Source organism: uncultured Dokdonia sp. (assembly GCF_947492815.1).
In the GTDB taxonomy this organism is placed as follows: Bacteria; Bacteroidota; Bacteroidia; order Flavobacteriales; family Flavobacteriaceae; genus Dokdonia.
On the sequence record NZ_CANLOB010000030.1, the window covers coordinates 1 to 17,137 of the forward strand.

Below are 17,137 nucleotides of genomic sequence, written 5' to 3' on the forward strand. Positions count from 1 at the left end.
TCTAAGGACAGTTCCATTTTTTTTTACAAAAATCCAACTTCTATTTTAATTCACACACAACTTTTAGGAATGATCCACATTATAGCCTCCTAGTACACCTACCATTAAAAGGACCATATAATCTCATTCCAAACGAGCTAAAACAAATACTATGTGCAGTCATTTCAATGACAATTTGTGTAACTGTCAATTGGGCATTGTGCTTTTATTTTAGATGAGGAAAAATCAATATAAGCTCAAAAAATCACATATTTCATTTTTCTACTGCAGTAGCTTCATTAACAAGTATTTAATCACACCTCAACTTACTTTATGGCATATGATTTGGACTATAAAAACCAGTGGATATTTCTGTCATAAGCACTTAAAATGACAGTAGTAAAACGTGTAATTCAAAAGAAATTGAAACCTACACGCCACCTAAACATGAATAAAAATAGATGGTATGAATGTAGCTTTAGTAATAGGACATAATGAGAGAAAAAAAGGTGCTTATAGCCCTTATTTAGGAATGAGCGAGTTTGACTTCTACAATGAAGTTGTAAAATGTATTAATGCAGATGTATATAGACATGACGCTCGAATAAGAGGATATTCCACGAGAATAAGAACAACAGTGGGCAAATTAAATCAAAAAGAGTATGATTTAGTGATCTCCTTACATTTTAATGCATCGGAAGATCCTCGAGCAAATGGATGCGAAACCTTGTATTATTTCAACAGTAAAAAAGCCCGTGATTACGCGAGCGCATTTTCAGAGTTAGTACAAAAAAGAACAGGAATTAAAGTTCGCAATGGTGGATTAAAAGCACTTACCCAAAAACGCGATCGAGGGTTTTCTATGGTGTATTATCCTAAAGCGCCAACGATACTAATCGAACCATTTTTTGGGAGTAATTCAACAGATTGTAGAAAGATAAGGGGTGTTGAAAGAGTTGCAGCTATTATTAATGAATTTATAGAGTCTTATGGATGAAATAGAGAAAAGAAAAGAAGCACTTGAACTAGCGTTTAAGAAACGAAGAAAAAGACTTTTGATTGTTTTTGGTGCCATCCTACTCATCATATTAATTTCTGGAGGTTTTACTGGTAATCATTATAGAAAAGCCTACAAAGCAGCAATAAAGAAACAGGTCCAGAAAAACGATAGTATTATCCAATCAAGTTTGAAGAAAGAGGATAGTTTGATTCAACTAGCGCAACTACAAATAAACTACACAGATCAACTAAGAGAGGAGAATGATCAATTGTATTTAAGGAATGATAATTTATATAATGAATTAAGAAAAAGAAATGAGAAAGTATTTATTATTGATACTGATTTTATGTCAAACGCTCGTCGTATCTCAGACGGTGTTCATAGATTCTATACATCAAGAGACACGTTACGATAGAAAAGCAACTATTGCAGTAGGTAACCTCATAAAGCAAAGAGATAGTTTACTAAATATTAATCGAGATCAACAACGATTAATAGATTCTCTACGTTTAGAATCAAAAGGATATAGGTCTGAGGCTGATACCTTAAGTAAAGCTTATTCAAATTTAAAATTCGCTTTTCGCGAAAAAGAGATTCAGGTAAAATCCATGACTGAAAACTTTGGATTAAAACAGGATTTACTTAACAATAAAATGAAAGCGATACGACGCAAGAGATTAGGAATAGGTCCCTCTGTAGGTTATGGATTTGCAAATGATGGCCAAAGTATATTTGTAGGATTATCTCTTCATTATAGTTTGATTCGGTTTTAAGGTATTTTTTGATTCTAAGGATAAAAAGGGTATTAAACCAAAAAACAAGCGCTGAACTCGATAAGAGAAATCGACACAAGGATCAAGGTGTTAAACTAATCCCGCTTTAAAAAACGGGATTAGTTTAACTATTAATTTTATTCAGACAGAGTCATGAAAACAGAACAATAAACAGAACAACAAACAAAATTCAAGAAAATAGGAAACGAAGATGACTCCTCTACTATTGAAATTGAATCTGGTAAACATAGATTAAAATCACCAAGAACCAGTCTGAACACGAACTTCAAAAGCTCCCTTCCAATTAGCGCTTAGTACATTTTTTACTGATTCATACACCTTCCCCTCTTTAATCTCATCGCTACAGTCACTGACGTTTGAAGTAATAAATTTTAGAAGAATACCTTTTACCGTTGCATTTGGTTTCAATGAAGATTTTCCTATAGATTCTATCCAACCCATTTGACAGGATTTTTCAGTTAACTCTTTTACAAACAAATTGGCATTGGCTATATCTTCAGAGGTTATTGTTCCTAGTTTAGTACCTGAGCCTGCTCCAAAAACAAAGTCATAGACTTCTTTAGCTTCATTTTTATTACTTATTTGTGCGTGAGAAGTGATTCCTCCCAAAAGACTGCACATGAATACGAATACAAATTTCTTCATGGTATTTCTACTTTAAATTATTTTAAAATTGATAAAGGGTGTACTTGATCTTTATTAGGTCCAAACCAACTCTTAGTATCTCCATAGCCAAGTTTTAAGAACTGCACCAACTCTTCTAAGTCATACTTAAGTTCAGTACTATCTATGGTGGTAATCAGTTTTAATTTGGCTTTAGGAATCGTTGATTTAAGTAATGCGGCATCAATATCTTTCCTATTATATACTAACGTATCGATACTGCCTATTTTATTTTCCCATACTATCGTAAATTGATCTTGATCTAACATATATGCTACAGGATATCCTTCTGTATCTTCCACTAGAACTTGCACTTCTTTTTCAGTATCGATATTCTTTAAAATCTCTTCAAAAAACTTAACATTCATCTTTACATATGAAGCCTTCGTATATAGATTTCCTTTTTTCTTAGCCTCAACATTATTACTCGTATTCAAATACATTATAGATGTTGTGTTGATAACTTCGTTATGGGACTGGATTAGTAATCTACCTCCATCATCATAAAAAAATAGTTGATTTCCTTCCTTACCCAAATACGTCATATTAAAAGGAATTTTTCTGTCCATAATATGAATGAATGTATTGGCGATTAATGGTGTATTTTTAAAACGATCTGCTAATTGATTGTGATCCATCGAAACAACTCCTAGATCATCAAACAAATCTTGCCTATCTATATACATCCAAGTATTGGAATCTGGACTTAAATCCATGAGTGTCTTTTGAATACCCTCCAAAGACTTAGAAACTAAAAATTGTCGTCCTGCATGGTTAAATGTTCTAATGGAAGGTATCTGTGTTGGGTCTTCAATAAGTCCTTCTATGAGAACTAAAAACTTCTTAAATGCTACAGACCCTATTTCTCCTTGGTAGTTACTTGCTAATCTCGAGATATTATCTTTAAAATTATTTACTGGATTATACCAAGGTTCGCCATTAAATATAGCGTTGAGTTCTGATTTTGGCAGTTTGACATAAACACTCCCAACTGCAGCTGAAAATGTTTCTAATTCTGTCTTTACTTCGTTACTAGGACGATTCTTAAGAACTTGAGCTTTTATGAAATCATCTTTTTCAACTACTAAAATATGAGAATCAAGAAACACTAAAGCACTAATATTTTGGAGATCAACACCATGTTTTTCGATTCGTTTAAAAAATTTATCTTTCACCCCATCAAGATCTTCAAAATCTTCTCCTATTATATTTTGAAATTTATTTCCATTTTTCACATAAATCTGCTCAGGTTTAGCATATGTTTGATAATATGCGCCATTATTTCTACCTACTGCATATGGATTAAAACGTCTAGGGTTAAAATTCTTTCCATTTAATTTATAGATTTGATAATTTCTTAAAAATAAACTTACATGATCCCAACTTCCCTGAAGCTCGTTGATTTTAAATTCCTTAAACTCTTGAAACTCGTATTGATAAAGATTTAAATTATTATGTTCTAAAAATACATATCCTTCACCTGTAGGAGCTAACGCAATTCGCCAACTTAAAGCACCCAGATTTATTGAAAATCGCTCTTTGTTGATATAGTAGTAGTCAATACCTTCTTCATCTTGTTTATATTTTACATTATTAAAATCAGTTTTCCAAAACCTAAAATTTGAATTAAAGTGTCTTGAAACATTGTCATTTATATATCGCACATCAAAATGATTTCCATTCCTATCTTCCAACACAATTGCCTTTTGAACATTGGAAGGCCAAGTATTATTAAGATTTTCAAATTCAAACCCCCAACGTTTAATGTCCTGACGATTCAAAACCTTTAAGGTATATCCTTCTTTATACAAACCTTGTGAACTCGTCTTCACCTTACCTCCAGTTATTGGCACAGAACTACTTTGAGCACTACCAGCGTTATCTTCACCATTTCCATCTTCGACTCCAGAACCAGGAGGAGCTGAATTTCTGGATGTACTATCGCTAGAGTTATTCGGGTTATCATTTCTATCATTACCACCTCCGTCTGGACCACTAGGTCCCATTGGTGCCATTTTAAAAGAGATTTTAGTTGGGTCTTTAAGTATTTCTAATAATGCTTCTGGATCAAATTCTAAAAGCTGTAAAATCTCTTCTAGAATCATACCTTCAGAAAAATCATTAATACTTGGAGCATCAATAGCTATAGGAATTCCTAGTACTTCAAAACTTAATAAAGCACGATAGTAATCAGCATCTACTGTAGCTCTGGCAATGTTAAAGTCTCCAACATCTATACGTCCATCTAGATAGACAAAAGCATTCTTCATGACACTATTTGGGTCTCCTATTTCCAAGGTAGTCCCTACTTTTATATGCATTTTACCTATATCGATAAAATTAAAACGTCCTTCTCCATTCAGTCCAATCACATCTCCATTTTTAATAGCAGTGACAACAGTTTCTAATGAAACCCCTAAAACAGCCATTTCAGTTTCACTCCTAAGGAGTTCTTTATTACAATTAATAGCTACTCCATTATCATACTTTAAAACTTCTCTTAAGGGTCCCACAGTTCTTGAAGACATACTAAAACATCCTTTAGAGGTATCTATTTGTCCTTTACCTTCCATAACCTTCAACACAGTAATCAGAAATAAGTTTGCTTCTAGATCCATGCTTCCAAAATTTCCTTCTGTATAGTAAGCACTTAGATTTCCTTCTAAATTAATGAGTTTACTATTTGCTTCTGCTACTCCAGGAGCTCCCACAGTGACGTTTGTTCCTAAAATGATCTTTTTCTCATCTAAATCTAAGGATACACTACTACCGAAAATTGTTAATGGTGGCGATACAGAAATAGCATATTCACCAGGTAATGGAAAGGAAAGTGTAGGATAAAATCGAATCTCTTTCTCAGTGACAGTAAACTTCATTGCTGGAAAAGTTAACCTATTAAGTTTGAGTTCTACACTACCTTCCAATCGTAAGGGTCCTATTTGAGGATATAATTCTAATATCTTAACAGAGAGTCCAGGAACAATTTCGCCTCCTAAGTTGGTCATTTTTGTAGCATTCTGTAATAAGGCATTTATCACAGCATCTTCTGGTAACTCAATTTTTATAGCTTTCAAAAGATCATTAGCAGACAAATTGATAGTAATCTTAAATTCAGGTACGGTGATCCCTTTTAATTTTGCTTCACCCCAAAAGATAATCTCTTTAGCATCTTGAAAAAGTTGTACTTTCTCTATATCTGTAACATATAACCCATTTGCTTCTTTAGAAAACTCTAGTTTAAGCAAATCTTTTTTTATTAATTGTTCAAAAGATTGCTTGACATAATCATTGATTTTTGATTCAAAAGCTGTTTGAATATTAACCCCTGAGAAAGTAGCCTCTAAAATATTCTTGTTATCGGGTGAAATTTCAAATTGTCCAACCTTTTCATATACATCAAGTAACTCTAATTTTATATAGGCATCAATAACCAATATTCCTTTTTCAAATCTAGGATCTTTAATTTCTAAATACTTAAAATTAGAAAATGCTGCTAACTCTGAAGTGATTTTTTCTAGAATTTTTTCCTTTATAATTGGTGCTTTAAAGGATTCTATGTTAAATGTGCCATCTGTTTTTAAACGTAAAGTTGCATAATTATCTGGAGCTTCTACATACACTGCCTTAGCTGTAACATTAGATTGACTAAGATCGCAGTTTACATCTGTCACTTCAAAATCAAAGGTATATAAGGTTATCTTTTTATTTTGAAGTAAGTCTTTGCAATTTTGCTCTAAAGGCTCTGTAAATTGTGACTTGATTAAGTTTTCTATTTGATCATTAACGATTTTCTTTAAGGTATCCTCTAAATCTTCTATAACTATTCGATTATCTGAAATAATTACATTTAAAGAACCTGAAAATAGATTAGGAAGGGTCATTACTCCACGTATTTCCCTCTGATCAACGCTCAATTGAAATTTTGAAAATTGAACTTCTTCAGCTAGATTAAACAGTACCTTACCAAACTCTGTATCAGTAATCTCTTCTGTAATGCTTTTCTTGAGTTCTTTCTCTTTTTGTTCTAAAAATGATGTAAGATATTGTCTAACTGGCACTTCAAAAGGAAGAAATACATTAGAGAGATGAACAGAAGATCTACCATTTTTAATTTCTGTTTTAAATAGTAATTCAGCAGAAGTATTTACTTGAAAGGTTTCTTCTAGGGTACTAAACCCTTTAGGTAAAAAACGAATACGACCTACAATTTGATCTTCCATATGTAGTACCTCAGCCGCTTCTATACGTTCAGCTATCAATATATTTTTCAAAACATCCGTATGTTCTTCATCTTTAATGATAGTATCAAGACGTTTTGCAATTTGTTTTCCTATTATAGTTCTTAGATTATCTGTGAGTATCCCATTGGTATTTTCAATCTCTTTTAAAGAGATCTCAAATGTATTAGCATTCGACTCTAAGCTCAATAAATTACGAATGATACTCTCAGTTTCTGTTCTGAACGTCAACTTTAGATCAAAATCAATAGGATCTACTGTTATTTTTTCAATTCTAAGGCCTAACTGTCTACCAACTTGAAGGTTATTAAATAATTCCCTCTGTATTTCTAAATTATTTTTAAAATTGGTCCAAGGACTCTCTTTAGGCAAGGTTACAGATAAGTTATTGAGAGGTCTATCATCACTGTCGTGCCCCTGAAAAACTACAGGTAAATTTGTGTCTGAATCTAACAACAACCTTAAACCAGATACTTGAATTCCAAGTGGCACATCTGCCACCACTTTAGTAAGAGAATTGTATAATAACTCTTTTTGATCATCTGTAAATGTTACATCTGGCAAAAAGGTATTCCCTTCTAACTGGATATTATTTTCAGTAAATTCTGGCTTGTATACCAAAGATAAAGCACCTGTCATATTATCTAAATCATGTCCTTCTCTTAATAAAGCTAGCGAACCCGCAGGTAATTGTATCCTTAACCAATACATACTATTATCTATAGACTTTCCTTTAGGGAATACGTCTATATAATCTGTTGAAGTATGTGTTTTTAATATTTCTTCAGTTTCAATTACTGCATTTACTGTAATTTGCGCAACAAACTTCTGAAGACTCCCAAAATGATCTATAATTTTTCGTTCAAAAGATCTCAGTTTTGTAGTTACGTTCTTAACTTCTGATTCAAGATTTGGAAATTGATTTATAAAATAATCACGACGTAGTTGAGAATAAGCTTCTAAACGTTTCTTCATGTCTTCCTGAGAAATTTGTTTACTCGCAAACATTTTATATGTATCTGAAGAAAATTTTTCAAGAGAACGATATTTTTTAATTTCTTCTTGAATCTTACTAATTTCATCGTTTGTGAATATAGATTCTAACAGTACATTAGGGGTACTTTTAAGAAATGTATCGATTATGGATACCTGAACTTCTAATATTTCAACTTGATAATACAATTCTAAAATTCGTTTGGAAGTAATCGGGTCACGATCTTCTAGGAGCTTACTTATAGATGGTAATAATTTATTAAACACAAGTACTTTTTGATAAGCTGTTGAAGCAATCTCAATTTGTTCTCTTGTATTCTTTATCTGTGTTTGAATTTCTTCAATTTCTACTTGCTCCTCTTCAGAAAGTAATGCACGTGCACCTTCTTGAGCTACTCTAGCTAACACATTATTCACATTAGAATTCCTTAATTCTTTCAATCGTTTCTCTATAGCATTTAATAGTGCTATATTTTCATAATTCTTACGATTTTCTTTAGAGAAGACACCTCCAAAATTTTCATTTTGTGCCAATACCATATCTATATCTTCATAAAGACGTAACTGATCAAATTGTTGAGTCATGCTTAAAATTTGATTAGATTCAAGCTTTTTTAACAAAGCTACTTCTGTTTCTGTTAAGCTATCAGAAAGATTGTCTTCATTTACTAATGCAGTCATGATAAAAAAGACTACGAACAACAACGCTATTCTAGAGATATTATATTTCATCTTCTTCTATACTAATATTAAACACCTTCGTCTCTCCAAAACCTAATGTTATTTTTCTCTCAGTATAAGAGACACTATTCTTATTGCGGATTTTATAAACCAATTCAATAGGCGGAAGACCTTTCACTTTATTTATTTTGTTGGGATCTGTATCTTCTTTCCAGTTTAAAGAACCACTAGAAATATAACTTGCGCTAAATTCCCAATCTTTTTGATCTTTTCCATCCACACCATAAATCCCTAAAAACTGCGAATCTGTATTATACGTGTTATTGTTTTTCTTATAATAAGGACCCCAAGCATAAAAGCTTGTTGGTTTTTCTAATTGATTATTAGACAGGAGAATAAAGTCATTCTCATATATAAATTTGCCTTCAGCATTCAGGCGGAACTTTCTCCATTCTCCTCCCTTTGGACGAATCTGTAATAACAAATATGCATTTGCATCATTTAATTCGATTTCACAATAGATAAAGTCTTTTGGAGAACCAAAACCTTCTGCTTGGTTATTAAGTTCCTTAGATTTAGCAAAAACCAACATGAGCAGAATTGATGCCCCTAAAGCACAAGCTAATAAATCAATAAAACTTATAAGTGATCTAGCTGATTTAAACATCTAATTATTTTTAATTTCAATGAGTTGGCTTATTCTAGTAATATCTTGAGCAGGTCTTCTTTTAAATTCTACAGAAAGATTTCTAAACCCTAGATGATCTCCAAATACTTGAGTAGGATGTTGGTAAAAGTCTGAAAATATCTCTTCAGATTCTAGTTGAGAAGCACCTTCTAAGAATTTTACATCTACATCAACTCCACGAGATGCTAGTGTCCTATCTTTAGCAAGAAGGTCTTTATTTAATAAAAATTGAATTGATTTTTTTATAATCGTGTCTGAGAGAAAAGAATAGACAATTGTCTTCTTTTCAGGCACTAGATATACTTGTTCTTGAACATGTTTTGTATTTTGTAAAGTAAGATCGTACTCCCATAATCCTAAATCAAGTTTTTTAGAAATAAGGTTATAATCTTGTTTGGAGTGACATTTTAATGAGACCTGTCTCACAAAAACCATCTTTCCTGGAAGGATTTCATTAGACAACATCGACATTGCAGCACCGTTTAATTTACCTTGTCCACCTGAAGTACCTCCATTCCCTTCTTCACCGCCAATATTTACTACAAATACTAACATCAATACAATACAAGCACCTAAGGCACATGCCAACATATCTACACTACTAAGATTAAACGTATTCTTTCCCATTAGTCTAGTTTTAATTGATTTGTTGGATCAATAGCTAGTTTTGCCAAGCTAAGTAGTAATGTCAATACAAGAGCAATTAAAGTTGTTGAAAAAGCGACTCCTAATACCCCTGTAATACTAGAAATTGAAATGGCCTGATCTAATCCAGAACCTGACCTAAAAATGATATCAGCATCAGACAGCGCATTACTTAATCCCCGAATAGTTCCAATAAAGCCAATAGCTGTTAAAGATGAAAAAATCCAATTGTAATAGTTGTAATAACTTCTGGTAGTCTTTTCATCTAAGTTTAGTTTGTTTGCAAATTTGCTTTTAATTATGAGAATAATAATTGCAACAAAAAATAGGCAAATCATCACTACTTGCTCAATCCCTTTTATCCATTCTTTTATCTGAACCGCACTTTTCACTTCTAGATCGTCTGAAACTGATAAGAGAATTTGAAAACATAAATCCTTAATTTGATTATATTCTTCTTGAGGTTCAAGAGTTGAATTTGAAATAGCATTAGGAACTTCTGAAAATACTTTCTCTGCACCATAATGATAGAATAATCTATTTAAGACGGCATGATTTACTCCAACAGAAGAATTACTTATCTCGTTGTACGTCTCACCTCCTGGAGCACTACGTAGATAATCATCATATGCTTTCAACGCATTTTTCTTTTCAGACAAAACGGCTACTATATATTGTTTTATCTGACGTTTAGCAATAGAATCTGTTCCATTGGAGCTTTTACCAATAGATTGTAATAATTCTATTAAAACATCGAGAGAGTTACTATTTCTAATATCATTTGAATTTGATATTGTTTTATTAAAATGGTCACTTATACGCTTACTAACATCTACCGTAGATAAATCATCATCTATCACATTAGCAGCACTTAATATACGCCAAGTTAGAACTGGATTTTGCCCTTCTTTCATTTTAGATAATCGCTCCTCAGATTGAATGGCACCACTTAATGAAGGATCTTTTTCGAATGTCTGAGATAAAAAATTACTTTCAAGCATTCTAGTCTGAATAGACGAATAGACTATTTCAAGAATAGCAAAATACGTTAATATACCTATTACAGTTCCTGTAATTATGAGAACAATGGGTCTGCCTAGTTTTTTCATGTGTACGTCTGTGTTATTTTCATCTTAATATTCATTCAATATAAAAATTAATGAATAAGTTATAAATTTAAAATGAACTGCAACTTCTTGTAATACCCCTTACTAGGTATTTTAGTTTTCGTAACAAGTCTGACCCTTTTTCATTATATTTTGATTCCCAAATCTATACAACCCCCTATGAAAAATAGTATTCTATATTTTCTAATCTTTCTAATTACCTTTTCTTCTTGTGAATCTGAACAAGATGAATTCATTCCACAAGAAGATGCTATTACAGAAATAACACCTCCAGCAGAAGCAGATCCCACTATTATCTCGGAATGTCATATCATTTCTGATAATTAAACCGTACGTGCGTATTATTTTAATACTGATGGTAATTTATCCAAATACCGTGATGTAGCAGATGACTTTGAAACTAATTTTGAATTAGACGAGGATTTAAAGATAACAACCATTACAAAAAAAGATATGGTTGGAAATACTATAGAAGTATTACAAAATATTACATATGATCCTAATGGTAAGATATCTCAGATCAATGATAGGACATTTTTTTACAACACAGAAGAAAACAGCTATTATGAAGATAGTGAGTATATGTAAGACGGGGTGCTCTTAAATACTGAAGAGGATGTATATTATTTGAAGTATTATTATATAGAAGGGAATCCAATGCTTCAATATTGTCATACTATCACAGAAGTAGAAGGTGATGTTTTTAATGAATATTGTCATGAAGATTTAGGTTAGACTACAGGTTTTTACAATGCAAATCTTGCATCTGTATTTCCTCATTATTATCTATATATTCGTGATGATCAAAGAAATCCGTTGTTTTGAGCTACAAACCTTAAAGACATTGTTGCCTTCATCCCTGAATTGAGGCAAGATATGAACCGTTTTTATATCTTCTTTTCTGAGAATAACCGAATTCAGATAAACGATTCTGGAGGACCACCAGACGAATGGTTTAATGACTATGAGTTTGATGAATATAATTTACCAACACATAGAAATTCATGTTATTTTTATGCAGGAGAACAAGTAGGAGAAATACAGTTATCAGCCATTTATTATCAAGAAGAATAAATGATTATCTACGTAAAGCAAAATGTCCTACCAAGACAGTATTACTCAATGTAGACGCTTTATACCAAAACCCAGCATCTAATAGACGTCTGCCGTTAAAAGTTCCGTCCCAGCCAATACTGCGAGGATTAAAGCTTGTAATACGTTTGCCATAACGATCATATATTTCTATAAATGTAATAGTCTCGCCATTTACAATGGTACCGCGTACTTGCCAGTAGTCATTAATACCATCGCCATTAGGAGTAAAGTATTTTGGAAACCCTAAATCAATATCAACATCAAGACGTTCAATGTCGATACCACAACCATTTCTATCTCGTACAAACACCTCCACATCAGAGGTACCTAAATTGGTAAATACGGGACTATCCTGATACGGTCCTTCTGCCGAGACTACAGAGTATTCATAATTACCTATACCACTTACTTCCACATTAATACTTACATTTAAATTCTGTAGTGTAGGATTTAAAGATAGTATCACAGGGGCTTCTGAAAAATCAACAGTGAATGTATGCGAACTATCACATATAATAACTCCTTCTTCTATAGGTACTTCTGAAATCACATCCAGTCGATAGGTTCCCGTTTCTGTAATGGTAACATCACGTGTAGAAGAAATTTCTAATTCCGTATCATTTACAAATTGAATCCAAGAAAATTCTTGACCTATACCATTATAATTTAATGTGAGTGGTCCTTCATTGGTACAGAAACTATAACTCTCTTCTAAATTAATTTGAGGATTTAAATCAACAGTTTCTCCTGTAATGGGATCAAAATAGGGTCCACATCCTAAAGTAGTTGTGAAACATGTTTGTAAACAATCTATAGCATCTCCTGCAGTATTATAGGGTGTGATCGTAACATAATATTTGATACCTTCTTCAAAGTCTACCACAAAGGTAGATGTTACATTTCCAAAATCTATATCATCAACAACATCAGAGCTGTTAGGACTACTTCCAATGGTGAGCCTATATCCATCTGCATTTGCAACAGGAAACCACGTAAGTAAGGGCGTTAATGCCACATTATCTTCTCCATTAGATGGGGAACTAAGCGTCGTACAATCTGGTACTTCAGAAGCAGTAATTAAGGTGGTAAACGAACTATCATTAGCACACCCCATAGCCTCTCCTATAGCATTGCGAGGGGTTATACTTACATAATGTAGCGTTCCATCTGCTAGTGGTGTAACTACTTGAAAAGAGAGTCCTCCATTTGGAATTAACTGATTTGCTATGACATCATTACCTCCTAATGTAGTACCCAAATTTAAAATATATTCTGTAGCTCTAGGAGCATAACTCCATGTAATAAGCGGTGTTAAGGACACATCTACTGTTCCATCTAGCGGACTTGTAATGGTATTACAACCTGGCAAGGTTGTAATAGTAGCAGTCGTAAATGTTTGTGAATTACAAATAGTAGTAGGATCTGGATCGGCGGGATCTTCCCTTAGTGCTATTTCAATGGTATAGCTCTCATTTTCTGGCCACCCCATAGCAGGTATATAAGACGTTTGAGAAGGGGTTCTTTGTATTGTAGATGAGATTCCATCAGCATCTATAAGGGTAAGAACATATCCCCCAGCTACGCCTTCATCTGTCCAGGTTACAGGATCTTCTACAGGTAACACGTTAGGACTTGTCAGTATGGCACAATCTTGCGCTTTCGCGAAAGCGGAAACAACAAGCAACCCAATAAACAATCCTGTTTTTTTTAGTATGTAGCTCAACGTAGAAATACCTGCAATTTTTAGTTAAATATAATTCAAAACTACCATAAACACTATAACTTTAACAGCCATTTTAAAAACGTGTCTTCACATAATCTTATAAAAAACTGCTATTACAATAGTAAAAATAGCTACAGAAAATTATTCATGTATTTATCAATTTTTCTTATTTCTATCAGAAAAAAAAAGAATAGCTATGTAGTTTTAATACTAGGTGATGGGTTTTACAAAAGCCTCATTAACAATTAACACAATAATAAACAGCAACATAAGAATCCAAATACCTTTAGTCGGCTGATACTTTTTGATAAATGATTTATGTAATAACATACCCCCTATCGCAAGAAAAAGAATAATCAATACACCATAAAAAATCAGGTATGAACTATCAGTACTTACATATTCATAACCTTTGACAAATCGCCCAAATAAATTTATGAGTAGTAATATTGCGCTAAAAAATGACATGATAATGCTTCCAATCCATCCAATTTTTTTGCGCATCATAAGAAGAATTCCTGATACAAAAAGCACTATTGAAGCGATAAAGTTATAATTATAGAGTACTTTTAATAAAGAGATCTCTTCCCAAGATACACCAACTTTATTATAGACAAACAAAAAACCAATAGATGCTTCATAAAAAATAACACAACCGAATATGACAAGAAGGCTTCCAATGATAATTTCTACTATTTTTCTTTTTGAGTCTGTCATACACTATCACATAGCTATTTATATTAAAACAATGCTATTTGCCCTTCATCATCATCGTCTAGATCTTCTCCATTTTCATTTTTAGAAGTCTTATTTTCTGATGTCGAAGCCTCTTTTTGAGGTGTTGGAGTTGTTTCTGAAGGGGTAGCAGCAACCGTTTCTTCTCCTACGACTTCCAGCTCTTCTTTAGGAGTTACTACAGGAGCTTCATACGGTAATGATTCTAACCAATTAAGTTGTTTTAATTTTTGAGGATACAATTGATTTCCAAGAGCGTTAATCCCTTTTACAGCAATAAAATCTTCCATACTCACAGATTCATTCTCCTTTTGATCTTTACCTCGTTCTTTGTAAAATACTAACTCGGCAACAGGTCTATGATCTGTTGAAACCAATTCCAACTGACTATTATCATGATCAGATATAAACGTTTCTGGCTTTTCTGGATTTTCTATTAAAAAACGTTTTCCATAATAACGTTCTTTCTCACCATCCCAGTAAATCGCTGTGATGGGTTTTTCTGGTTCCCATTTTTCAAGAACAATCATATCACTATCAAAATGTGCGGTTACCTCTGGAACAATGGTACGTGCATTTCCGTGCTGATTGATAATCAATAATCGATCTTCAGATCTAAACTCTCCGAGAAGTTCTCCTCTTTCATCTACATTGAGACGTTGTACGGTTTCATCAAACCATATTTTACGAGGTTTAAGTGTAGACAACCCTTTTTCCTTAAGCTCAACAGACTTAACAATGTGTTTGGTTACAATATTTCCTCTAGAGGCACGCCCTTTAATTAAGATATCTGCTAGATCAATTTCCAATCGAAGTTTTTTGACACTTGCCACCGCTCTTAAGTATACGGTTAGTAGTTCTGCTTCTCCATTTGGATTTGCTGTAAAATAATACATGATAGAGCCTTTCTTTCCATTAGTAAGGTCATACTCTTTATCACGTGTAATCGAAGTAACATTAAAACGTTTTACATAGGTAGCACCACCTGTGCCATCTTTATAAATCATATTATAAGTAGTACGCTTATCCTTTTTCTTAAAGACCGCTACATGAATAATATCTTTTCCTATAAAGGTTTTAGTTCCTACGCGTGTGACCATCATTTTACCTTCTTTGGTAAAGACAATGATATCATCTATATCAGAACAATCTGTTACATATTCATCACGTTTAAGTGAGGTTCCAATAAAACCTTCGGCTCTGTTTACGTACAGTTTTGTATTACGAAGTACTACTTTTGTTGCTTGAATATCATCAAAGATTCTAATCTCTGTTTTACGCTCTTTGCCTTTTCCATAGTCTTTCTTTAAACGCGTAAAGTAGTCTATAGCATATTCTGTAAGAAACTCAAGATGATGGTTTACTTGTGCTATTTGCTCTTCTAAGGCATCAATTTTTTGCTGTGCTTTATCAATATCAAATTTTGAGATACGTTTAATTCGTATTTCTGTAAGACGTGTAATATCTTCTTCTGTCACTGGACGTTTTAAGTGTCCAATATGTGGTTTTAATCCTTTATCAATTGCTTTGATAACGCCTTCCCAAGTTTCTTCTTCTTCAATATCACGATAGATTCTATTTTCAATAAAAATACGTTCTAAAGAAGCATAATGCCATTGATTTTCAAATTCATTACGTTGTATTTCTAATTCTTGACGAAGTAATTCTTTGGTACGATCTGTACTGCGTTTCAGCATTTCTGTAACTCCCACAAACAATGGGCTATTATCCTCAATCACACATCCTAAAGGAGAGATAGAGGTCTCACAGTTTGTAAATGCATATAAGGCATCTATAGTTCTATCTGGTGAGATTCCTGAAGGCAGATGTACTAATATCTCTACATTTGCAGAGGTATTATCTTCTATTTTTTTAATTTTTATTTTTCCTTTATCATTTGCCTTTAAGATAGAATCTATCAGTGATCCTGTGGTTTGTCCAAAAGGGACTTCTGTAATCACAAGTGTATTCTTGTCTTGCTGAGAAATACGAGCTCTAACACGTACTTTTCCTCCACGCAAGCCATCATTATAGTTTGTAAAATCAGCAATACCTGCCGTTGCAAAATCTGGAAGTATTGTAAATCGTTTTTCTTTTAAATGTTTTATAGAAGCATCTATCAGCTCAATAAAGTTGTGTGGTAATACTTTGGTACTTAATCCTACTGCAATTCCTTCAGCTCCTTGTGCCAGCAATAATGGAAACATCACTGGTAAATTAATCGGTTCTTTTTTACGGCCATCGTAAGATGCTTGCCATTCTGTAATCTTTGGGTTATACACTACATCAAGTGCAAACTTAGAAAGTCTCGCTTCTATATACCTGGAAGCTGCAGCACGATCACCTGTGAGGATATTCCCCCAGTTTCCTTGTGTATCTATAAGTAGATCTTTTTGACCAATCCCTACCATCGCATCACCAATACTTGCATCTCCATGAGGATGATATTGCATCGTATGCCCTACTACATTTGCCACTTTATTATAGCGACCATCATCTAGCTCTTTAAGCGCATGCATGATACGACGCTGTACAGGCTTAAACCCATCTTCTATAGCTGGAACTGCACGTTCTAGAATTACATAAGATGCATAATCTAGAAACCAATCTTGAAACATTCCTGAAACTCGAGTAATCGTTTCTCCGCTAGACTCCATACCTTCTACAGGCTGCATGTCTTCAGATTGCATGTCTTCGTTTAACTCTTCGTCGTTATGCTCGTTTATTTCTTCACTCATTGGGCAATAAAGTGCATTAGTTAATTATAATATTAGGC

14 protein-coding genes are annotated in these 17,137 nt (G+C 33.1%); 6 read left to right on the plus strand and 8 right to left on the minus strand.

The features are described from left to right. Nucleotides 1–445: 445 nt before the first annotated feature. The 3 genes from Q1A01_RS20180 to Q1A01_RS20190 are packed head-to-tail and all read left to right on the plus strand — an operon-like array spanning nucleotide 446 to nucleotide 1,752. The gene (locus Q1A01_RS20180) at nucleotides 446–976 is read left to right on the plus strand and encodes an N-acetylmuramoyl-L-alanine amidase (RefSeq protein WP_299684488.1); all 531 of its coding nucleotides are present in this window, start codon (nucleotides 446–448) and stop codon (nucleotides 974–976) included. Further along, nucleotides 969–1,394, plus strand: coding sequence for a hypothetical protein (locus Q1A01_RS20185; RefSeq protein ID WP_299684490.1), 426 nt, complete (start codon nucleotides 969–971; stop codon nucleotides 1,392–1,394). The genes Q1A01_RS20180 and Q1A01_RS20185 overlap by 8 nt, the downstream gene beginning before the upstream one ends. Then, nucleotides 1,294–1,752, plus strand: a complete 459-nt coding sequence (locus tag Q1A01_RS20190; RefSeq protein ID WP_299684492.1) for a hypothetical protein — start codon at nucleotides 1,294–1,296, stop codon at nucleotides 1,750–1,752. Before Q1A01_RS20185 ends, Q1A01_RS20190 begins: the two co-directional genes overlap by 101 nt. A 258-nt stretch (nucleotides 1,753–2,010) precedes the next feature. Here Q1A01_RS20190 and Q1A01_RS20195 read toward each other — a convergent pair whose 3' ends face one another. The 5 genes from Q1A01_RS20195 to Q1A01_RS20215 are packed head-to-tail and all read right to left on the minus strand — an operon-like array spanning nucleotide 2,011 to nucleotide 10,790. After that, nucleotides 2,011–2,418 carry a hypothetical protein gene (locus tag Q1A01_RS20195; RefSeq protein WP_299684494.1) on the minus strand — a complete coding sequence of 136 codons (408 nt, stop codon included), beginning with the start codon at nucleotides 2,416–2,418 and terminating at the stop codon, nucleotides 2,011–2,013. A 17-nt stretch (nucleotides 2,419–2,435) separates the two neighbouring features. Then, the gene (locus tag Q1A01_RS20200; protein WP_299684496.1) at nucleotides 2,436–8,399 is read right to left on the minus strand and encodes a hypothetical protein; all 5,964 of its coding nucleotides are present in this window, start codon (nucleotides 8,397–8,399) and stop codon (nucleotides 2,436–2,438) included. Further along, nucleotides 8,389–9,015: a hypothetical protein gene (locus Q1A01_RS20205; protein ID WP_299684498.1), complete on the minus strand. Its 627-nt coding sequence runs from the start codon at nucleotides 9,013–9,015 to the stop codon at nucleotides 8,389–8,391. The genes Q1A01_RS20200 and Q1A01_RS20205 overlap by 11 nt, the downstream gene beginning before the upstream one ends. Then, entirely contained in the window at nucleotides 9,016–9,663 is a 648-nt protein-coding gene (locus Q1A01_RS20210) for a hypothetical protein (protein WP_299684500.1), read from the minus strand. It lies immediately after the preceding gene. Continuing rightward, nucleotides 9,663–10,790, minus strand: a complete 1,128-nt coding sequence (locus Q1A01_RS20215) for a MotA/TolQ/ExbB proton channel family protein (RefSeq protein ID WP_299684502.1) — start codon at nucleotides 10,788–10,790, stop codon at nucleotides 9,663–9,665. Before Q1A01_RS20215 ends, Q1A01_RS20210 begins: the two co-directional genes overlap by 1 nt. 177 nt (nucleotides 10,791–10,967) lie before the next feature. On the opposite strand from Q1A01_RS20215, the gene Q1A01_RS20220 reads away from it, so the two are divergent. The 3 genes from Q1A01_RS20220 to Q1A01_RS20230 all read left to right on the plus strand — a co-directional run bounded on the left by Q1A01_RS20220 (nucleotide 10,968) and on the right by Q1A01_RS20230 (nucleotide 11,882). Continuing rightward, the gene (locus tag Q1A01_RS20220) at nucleotides 10,968–11,135 is read left to right on the plus strand and encodes a hypothetical protein (RefSeq protein WP_299684504.1); all 168 of its coding nucleotides are present in this window, start codon (nucleotides 10,968–10,970) and stop codon (nucleotides 11,133–11,135) included. 126 nt (nucleotides 11,136–11,261) lie between these two features. Then, nucleotides 11,262–11,396 carry a hypothetical protein gene (locus Q1A01_RS20225; RefSeq protein WP_299684506.1) on the plus strand — a complete coding sequence of 45 codons (135 nt, stop codon included), beginning with the start codon at nucleotides 11,262–11,264 and terminating at the stop codon, nucleotides 11,394–11,396. A gap of 288 nt (nucleotides 11,397–11,684) precedes the next feature. Then, nucleotides 11,685–11,882: a hypothetical protein gene (locus Q1A01_RS20230; RefSeq protein WP_299684508.1), complete on the plus strand. Its 198-nt coding sequence runs from the start codon at nucleotides 11,685–11,687 to the stop codon at nucleotides 11,880–11,882. Between the two features lie 4 nt (nucleotides 11,883–11,886). Here the strand turns inward: Q1A01_RS20230 and Q1A01_RS20235 are convergent, their stop codons facing one another. From Q1A01_RS20235 to Q1A01_RS20245, 3 genes are all read right to left on the minus strand, one after another. Beyond that, entirely contained in the window at nucleotides 11,887–13,626 is a 1,740-nt protein-coding gene (locus tag Q1A01_RS20235) for a T9SS type B sorting domain-containing protein (protein WP_299684510.1), read from the minus strand. A 210-nt stretch (nucleotides 13,627–13,836) separates the two neighbouring features. Next, entirely contained in the window at nucleotides 13,837–14,343 is a 507-nt protein-coding gene (locus Q1A01_RS20240) for a hypothetical protein (RefSeq protein WP_299684512.1), read from the minus strand. Between the two features lie 23 nt (nucleotides 14,344–14,366). Further along, nucleotides 14,367–17,099 carry a DNA gyrase/topoisomerase IV subunit A gene (locus tag Q1A01_RS20245; protein WP_299684514.1) on the minus strand — a complete coding sequence of 911 codons (2,733 nt, stop codon included), beginning with the start codon at nucleotides 17,097–17,099 and terminating at the stop codon, nucleotides 14,367–14,369. Nucleotides 17,100–17,137 lie beyond the last annotated feature (38 nt).

Excerpts from the sequence above, each read along its gene's own strand:
- Q1A01_RS20180 (WP_299684488.1), top strand. The coding sequence starts at position 446 with ATGAATGTAGCTTTAGTAATAGGACATAATGAGAGAAAAAAAGGTGCT.
- Q1A01_RS20185 (WP_299684490.1), top strand. The coding sequence starts at position 969 with ATGGATGAAATAGAGAAAAGAAAAGAAGCACTTGAACTAGCGTTTAAG.
- Q1A01_RS20190 (WP_299684492.1), top strand. The coding sequence starts at position 1,294 with ATGAGAAAGTATTTATTATTGATACTGATTTTATGTCAAACGCTCGTC.
- Q1A01_RS20195 (WP_299684494.1), bottom strand. The coding sequence starts at position 2,418 with ATGAAGAAATTTGTATTCGTATTCATGTGCAGTCTTTTGGGAGGAATC.
- Q1A01_RS20200 (WP_299684496.1), bottom strand. The coding sequence starts at position 8,399 with ATGAAATATAATATCTCTAGAATAGCGTTGTTGTTCGTAGTCTTTTTT.
- Q1A01_RS20205 (WP_299684498.1), bottom strand. The coding sequence starts at position 9,015 with ATGTTTAAATCAGCTAGATCACTTATAAGTTTTATTGATTTATTAGCT.
- Q1A01_RS20210 (WP_299684500.1), bottom strand. The coding sequence starts at position 9,663 with ATGGGAAAGAATACGTTTAATCTTAGTAGTGTAGATATGTTGGCATGT.
- Q1A01_RS20215 (WP_299684502.1), bottom strand. The coding sequence starts at position 10,790 with ATGAAAAAACTAGGCAGACCCATTGTTCTCATAATTACAGGAACTGTA.
- Q1A01_RS20220 (WP_299684504.1), top strand. The coding sequence starts at position 10,968 with ATGAAAAATAGTATTCTATATTTTCTAATCTTTCTAATTACCTTTTCT.
- Q1A01_RS20225 (WP_299684506.1), top strand. The coding sequence starts at position 11,262 with ATGGTTGGAAATACTATAGAAGTATTACAAAATATTACATATGATCCT.
- Q1A01_RS20230 (WP_299684508.1), top strand. The coding sequence starts at position 11,685 with ATGAACCGTTTTTATATCTTCTTTTCTGAGAATAACCGAATTCAGATA.
- Q1A01_RS20240 (WP_299684512.1), bottom strand. The coding sequence starts at position 14,343 with ATGACAGACTCAAAAAGAAAAATAGTAGAAATTATCATTGGAAGCCTT.
- Q1A01_RS20245 (WP_299684514.1), bottom strand. The coding sequence starts at position 17,099 with ATGAGTGAAGAAATAAACGAGCATAACGACGAAGAGTTAAACGAAGAC.